This window comes from Paenibacillus tabacirhizosphaerae (assembly GCF_040812395.1).
Lineage (GTDB): Bacteria > Bacillota > Bacilli > Paenibacillales > NBRC-103111 > Paenibacillus_E.
On the sequence record NZ_JBFNXH010000002.1, the window covers coordinates 597,015 to 603,326 of the forward strand.

The following is a 6,312-nucleotide window of genomic DNA, read 5'->3' on the forward strand; positions in this document are numbered from 1 at the left end:
ACGTGCCCTATAGAGGAGAATACTACATGTCAAGAAAAATGGTTGTTCTATTATTCGTTTTTATCGTTTCCATTGTTCTGCTGGCAGGCTGCAGCGGTGGCAAATCTGCGAATACGGGGGCAACAGATAAAGGCAAAGAATTGGTGTACGCCACATCAAAAGATATTAACGATATGAACCCCCATGTATATCCGGGTTCCCTGCCAGCTCAAGGGATGGTGTACGAGTCATTGGTTGAAAATACGGAAGATGGAATCAAGCCCTTGCTGGCCGAATCTTGGAAGGTTTCCGATGATGGCAAAGTATACACCTTTCATCTGAGAAAAGATGTAAAGTTTCAGGATGGGGAGCCATTTAACGCAGAAGCCGTGAAGAAAAATATCGAAGCTGTGCAAGCCAATGCAAGCAAGCATTCCTGGATCAAGCTATCAACAAAAATTGTGAGCGTCAAAGCAGTTGATGAATATACGGTTGAATTCGTGCTATCGGAGCCGTATTACCCGACTTTGCTTGAATTGTCGATGACCCGGCCCTATGTATTCCTCTCGCCCAAAGATTTTAAGAACGGAGGAACAAAGGATGGCGTAAACGGTTACAACGGCACTGGCCCTTATAAGCTAACCGAACATAAAACTGATCAATATGCTGTTTTTGAAGCCAATGCAAACTATTGGGGCGGAGCTCCAAAAGTGAAAAAAATTACGGCAAAAGTGCTTCCCGCAGGAGAAACGACATTTTTGGCCCTGAAAAAGGGAGAGGTCAACTTCATATTTACTGATGATCGAGGTGCAGACAGTATTGATGTGGAAGCGATGAATCAATTAGTTAAAACGGGTGATTATCAACTGGTTAGAAGTAAAGCCATGAATACGAAAATGATCGTGGCCAATAGCAGCAAAGCGAATAATCCTATACGTGAAACCGCTGTTCGCGAAGCAATCTGGCATTCGATAGACAGAGAAACGATCAGCAAGCAAATCTTTAACGGCACGGAAACGGCCGCCAATACCCTATTCTCCTCTAACGTTAATTATGCCAACGTGGAGTTGCAAAAACGAGGCTATGATGTAGAAAAAGCGAAAAAGATTTTGGATGAAGCCGGATGGAGATTAGAAGATGGCAGCGAGGTTAGAGTAAAAGCCGGAAACAAATTAACGATGAAGCTATACTATGACGCCAACTCTCCCTCGCAAAAAACGCAAGCGGAATTTATTCAAAACACCGTAAAAAAGATAGGGCTCGGGCTGGAGCTCGTCGGAGAAGAGTCTTCTTCTATCGCAAAAAGAAGATCGACGGGAGACTATGATTTGCTATTCAATCAAACATGGGGACTCGCTTATGATCCGCAAAGCACTATCGCTGCCTTTACTTCCGAGTCGTCTTATCTCTATACGACGAAGGGCATTGCGAAAGCGGATGAGCTCTACAAGAAAATTGATCAGGTTATGGTGACAATGAATGAGAAAAGCCGTACATCGTTATATGCGGATATTTTGAAAATCGTCCATGATGAAGCCGTCTTTATTCCCATCACCAATGGCAATGTCACTATTGTAGCCCCGAAAAACTTGCAAGGCATCTCATTCAAGCAAACACAATTTGAGCTGCCATTTGAGCGGATGCACTTTGAGTAAGAGGTTATTGATTTCGATTCCTTTACTAGTGGTGATTTCATTTCTAACGTTTGTCTTTATCAATCTGTCTCCTTCAGATCCGGCGGAAGTGGTCTTGCACGCGCAAGGTGTACCGACAATAACGCCTGAACTGATCGCGGAAACGAAAGCGGCACTGGGGATGGATCAACCCTTTTTGATCCGTTATCTGAGTTGGTTCGTTTCCTGCTTGCAGTTCGATTTCGGACACTCGTACGTCACGGGAAAACCGGTGTGGTCATTGCTCGGCCCGGCTTTTCTCAATACGTTAAAACTAACCTTGGTTTCGGTTGTGGCCATTATTGCGCTGTCTGTTGCACTAGGCGTCATCTGCGCATTGAGAGAAGGGAAAATGATGGACAAGTCGATTAGAGGCGTCTCCTTTTTTCTGACTTCCATGCCATCGTACTGGCTTGCGGCGCTTATGGTCTGGTATTTTTCCGTGAAGCTGGACTTGTTGCCGACAAGCGGCATGGACTCGTACAAGAGCTATGTTCTGCCGGTTACTGTGACCACGATCAGCTATGCAGGCGTTTACTTTCGAATCGTAAGAAGCTCCATGATAAGCAGCCTGAACGAAGACTATGTGCTTTACGGCAGGGCATGCGGCTTGCCGGAGAGGAAGATAACGCTGCATATGGTGAGAAATTCCTTGCAGGTTGCGATTACCGTGTTCGGCATGGCAATCCCCATTATTTTGGGAAGCACGGTCGTCGTGGAAAACATATTTGCCTGGCCCGGGCTAGGAACGCTGAGCGTTAAATCCATTTTAAGCAGGGATTTCCCGGTGATTCAGGCGTATGTCCTTGTACTGGCAGTGACCTTTGTACTGTTCAATACGGCCTCTGATATTCTCAATGCGGCGATGAACCCCAAGTTAAGGAAGGATCTCTAAATGAAACTGCTAAATCATATGTGGAAGGATAAGTTAGCTGCTCTATCGTTGTTCATTATCGCGGTCACCCTTGTTGTCGGGGTATTCGCCCCATTATTTGCGCCGCACGATCCCGATGAAGTTAAGATGGAGCTTCGCTTTGCATCCTCTTCGTGGGAATACCTGTTAGGAAACGATCATTTGGGGCGGTGCATCTTATCCCGACTCATTTATGGCATCCGTCCCAGTGTGCTTTGGGTGCTGGTTGTATTGGCGATATCGGTAGGGATTGGAGCGATTCTGGGCTTTATCGCGGGCTACTTTAGAGGAAAAACGGATGCCTTTGTGATGAGGGTTTGCGATGTGATGCTTTCATTCCCGGGATATGTCATGACCTTGGCTGTGATCGGCATTCTGGGCGTTGGTCTCGAGAATATTTTGATCGCGTTTGTATTAATGAAATGGGCATGGTTTGCACGCGTCATCAGAACATCTGTCATGCAGTATGCCGAAGCCGACTATGTGAAGTTCTCCAAGGCGCTCGGTGTCAGCAACGTCAACATTATGGTCAAGCATATCGTTCCCGTTTCGATTCCGGACATCGCGGTCATTTCCAGCAGTTCCTTCGGTGCTATGATTTTGCAATTATCAGGCTTTTCCTTCCTCGGTTTAGGCATTCAAGCGCCGAATGCGGAATGGGGCATGATGTTAAATGAGGCGAGGGAAGTCATGTTCTCAAGGCCGGAATTCATGCTAGCGCCCGGTTTAACGATCATGATCGTCGTATCGGCTATTAACTTTTTGTCGGATTCGCTTCAAGTTGCTTTAGATCCGAAATTAATGACCTCGCGTTATAAGCGGCAAGGACTAACTTTTGCAGCGGCAGCGAAGCTGCAGGAGAAAGAGGTGGCGTAATCCATTGATGAATATTCTAGAGGTGGCCAATTTGAAGATTTGGGACAGCCACACCGGCAACGTGGTGATTCCGAATAGTTCATTTAATGTCAAGAAGGGAGGCTGCCTGGCTATTGTAGGCGAAAGCGGGAGCGGCAAGTCTCTGACCTGCAGGGCCATCATGAGATTGAATAAAGCCGGTCTCCGCCAATCCGGAGACATTCTGCTCGGCGGAATCAATTTAAGCGAGCTTTCTGAAAAAGAAATGCGAAAAAAAAGGGGAAAGCAGCTTTGTCTGATTTTGCAAAACGGCATGCGTGCCTTTGATCCCTCTTGTGTGATCGGGGTTCATGTAAAGGAAACACTGGCCTGGCATTTCGGCTGGAACCGTGCCGAAATCACCGACAGAATGAAAAAGGCCATGGAAAGCGTGAGGCTGAAAGACCCGATCGCGGTGATGAATCAGTACCCGCATCAATTGTCGGGCGGCATGCTGCAGCGGGTTATGATTGCGCTGACCATCGTGTTGGAGCCCGACATTGTGATCGCCGACGAACCGACGACAGCGCTCGATACGATCTCACAATTCGAGGTCGTAGAACAGTTCATACGGTTGCGGGAGAAAATCGGCTGCTCGATGATTTTTGTTTCTCACGATTTGGGTATTGTCCAAAAAATGGCGGATGAAGTTCTGGTCATGAAAGACGGAGAAATTGTGGAAAGAGGGACAACCCGGGCCATCTTCACTGATGCTCAACACGAGTATACCCGCTATTTAGTTTCTACGAAGCTGGCGCTAAATCATCATTTTAAGAGAATCATGGGGGGCGTTAGCGTTGCTGAGCGTTGATCGCGTTGAGAAATCCTATAAAAAGGGCGGATTGTTCTCTCGGGAAAGACAGAGGGTGTTGAAAAATATGAGCTTCGATTGCCAACCAAGAGAATGTCTGGGCATTATCGGAGAAAGCGGAAGCGGCAAATCTACCTTGGGGCGATTGCTATTAGGGATTGAAAAGCCTGATCGCGGAACCGTTTTGTTTGAGGGAAAGAGCATACAGGACCGAAAAGCGAGATTGGGAAATATAAGTGCCGTCTTTCAAGATTATACTTCCTCCATCAATCCGTTTTATACCGTGGAGCAGGCCATGATGGAGCCCTTGAAGCTGCAAAGAATGGTTAAACAGGAGGCTCTTAGCAAGATTGATCTGCTCTTGTATCAAGTCGGGCTGAACCCGTCCTATCGAACCAGATACCCTCATGAGTTATCGGGTGGTGAAGCGCAGCGGGTGTGTATCGCAAGAGCGGTTTCAACGGAACCGAAATGTATCTTGTTGGATGAAGCCATCAGCTCTTTGGATGGGTCTGTTCAAATCCAGGTCCTTGAATTACTAAAAAGCTTGCGGCAAATCTACCAGATGGGCTTTATTTTCATCACCCATGATATACAGGCCGCTGCCTATATTTGCGACAGGATCATGATCATTAGAGACGGCCAAATTGAAGAAATGGTCAGGATCGAACAGTTAAAAGACGTCCAGTCTGCATATGCAAAGAAATTGCTGCAGATGATCATTACGTAACGATGTGGGCAATGAGCATTATCCAAGAGAATAGAGGAAGGAGCCAGCGTTTTGAGAGGAGCTTTGTCATGGCCTTTTTTGCGGTTATATCTATTGACGCTTTTGTATTTTAGCGCTAACTCGATATTAAATGTCATTATTCCTTTGAAAGGCGAATCTCTGGGAGCCACGAATACTACGATCGGGATTATCATGGGGGCGTATTTGTTTACAACCATGTTGTTTCGGCCGTGGGCAGGCCAAATGATTCACAAACACGGGGCGATTAAAATTTTGCGCATGATTCTTGTGATCAATGGCTTGGCTCTCATACTATACACGTTTACCGGATTGGGGGGCTATTTCGTTGCCCGCATGCTGCAAGGGCTGTGCACTGCATTTTTTTCGATGGCCCTGCAACTGGGCATTATTGATGCGCTACCGGACAAGGATCGTTCACAAGGCATTTCGATGTATTCCTTATGCGCTTCCATGCCGGGTATTATTGGCCCATTGCTGGCTATAGGCTTGTGGCAAACAGGGGATATGAATGTTTTTACAGTAGGCATGATCGGTATTGCCATTCTTACTGGGGTAGTGGGCTATAGAGCTAAAATGGACAAAAGCGAGGCTGAGCCTGTTGTTCCAGGTCAGACAAGGCAGGACGCAACAATGCTTCAGTCCTTCGGCCAACTGGTCAAAAACCCGCATTTATTCAAATGCAGTATGTTGATGCTGATGGCTTCCCTTGTATTTGGAGCGGTGACAACCTTTATACCGCTATACGCTGCGCAAATCGAAGGCGGCAATGCGGCCATTTATCTCATGCTGCAGGCGGGTACCGTAGTCGTTGCCCGGTTTGTGTTGAGGAAGAAAATCCCCTCAGATGGCAAATGGCATTCGGCTTTTGTCATGTCGATGATGCTTATTTTAGCAGTAGCGGCGCAAAGCGTAAGCTTTTCGGTAAAGGGCGGATTTGTGTTTTTCTATATCGGTGCCCTCTTGATGGGGATCGCTCAGGCAGTCCTTTATCCTACATTAACAACGTACTTGACTTTCGTATTGCCACCGATGAATCGTAATGTGTTAGTTGGATTATTTATTGCTATGGCTGATTTGGGCGTTTCGCTGGGTGGCGTCATTATGGGCCCGGTCGCGGATCTTTCCTCTTATTCTTTTATGTATACGATTTGCGCCATCTTAGGCGCGTTGATGATCCTTTTTGCTTATGAACGACGTAAAATTTTTGTTGGTTCAAGTTAAAGTCAGGAGGTATGATGTCAAATTCCTCTTTTGTGAGAGTTTGGGCAGTTATATACCGTGTGGGCTACCC

6 protein-coding genes are annotated in these 6,312 nt (G+C 46.6%); all 6 read left to right on the plus strand.

What is annotated here, in order from left to right; all coding sequences use genetic code 11:
* Positions 1-26 precede the first annotated feature (26 nt).
* The 6 genes from cntA to cntE are packed head-to-tail and all read left to right on the plus strand — an operon-like array spanning position 27 to position 6,242.
* Positions 27-1,634, plus strand: a complete 1,608-nt coding sequence (cntA, locus tag ABRS97_RS05625) for a staphylopine-dependent metal ABC transporter substrate-binding lipoprotein (protein ID WP_367811915.1) — start codon at positions 27-29, stop codon at positions 1,632-1,634.
* Positions 1,627-2,547 (plus strand): nickel/cobalt ABC transporter permease, encoded by a 921-nt coding sequence (gene opp1B, locus ABRS97_RS05630; RefSeq protein WP_367811916.1) that lies wholly within the window; start codon positions 1,627-1,629, stop codon positions 2,545-2,547. Before cntA ends, opp1B begins: the two co-directional genes overlap by 8 nt.
* On the plus strand, positions 2,548-3,441 hold the full coding sequence (gene cntC / locus ABRS97_RS05635) for a staphylopine uptake ABC transporter permease subunit CntC (protein WP_367811917.1): 894 nt from the start codon (positions 2,548-2,550) through the stop codon (positions 3,439-3,441).
* Between the two features lie 7 nt (positions 3,442-3,448).
* The gene (gene cntD / locus ABRS97_RS05640) at positions 3,449-4,270 is read left to right on the plus strand and encodes a staphylopine uptake ABC transporter ATP-binding protein CntD (protein WP_367811939.1); all 822 of its coding nucleotides are present in this window, start codon (positions 3,449-3,451) and stop codon (positions 4,268-4,270) included.
* Positions 4,257-5,000: an ABC transporter ATP-binding protein gene (locus ABRS97_RS05645; protein WP_367811918.1), complete on the plus strand. Its 744-nt coding sequence runs from the start codon at positions 4,257-4,259 to the stop codon at positions 4,998-5,000. The genes cntD and ABRS97_RS05645 overlap by 14 nt, the downstream gene beginning before the upstream one ends.
* A gap of 51 nt (positions 5,001-5,051) precedes the next feature.
* Positions 5,052-6,242 (plus strand): staphylopine family metallophore export MFS transporter CntE, encoded by a 1,191-nt coding sequence (cntE, locus tag ABRS97_RS05650; RefSeq protein WP_367811919.1) that lies wholly within the window; start codon positions 5,052-5,054, stop codon positions 6,240-6,242.
* Positions 6,243-6,312 lie beyond the last annotated feature (70 nt).

Coding starts and splice junctions, on each gene's coding strand:
- cntA (WP_367811915.1), top strand. CDS start 27: ATGTCAAGAAAAATGGTTGTTCTATTATTCGTTTTTATCGTTTCCATT.
- cntC (WP_367811917.1), top strand. CDS start 2,548: ATGAAACTGCTAAATCATATGTGGAAGGATAAGTTAGCTGCTCTATCG.
- cntD (WP_367811939.1), top strand. CDS start 3,449: ATGAATATTCTAGAGGTGGCCAATTTGAAGATTTGGGACAGCCACACC.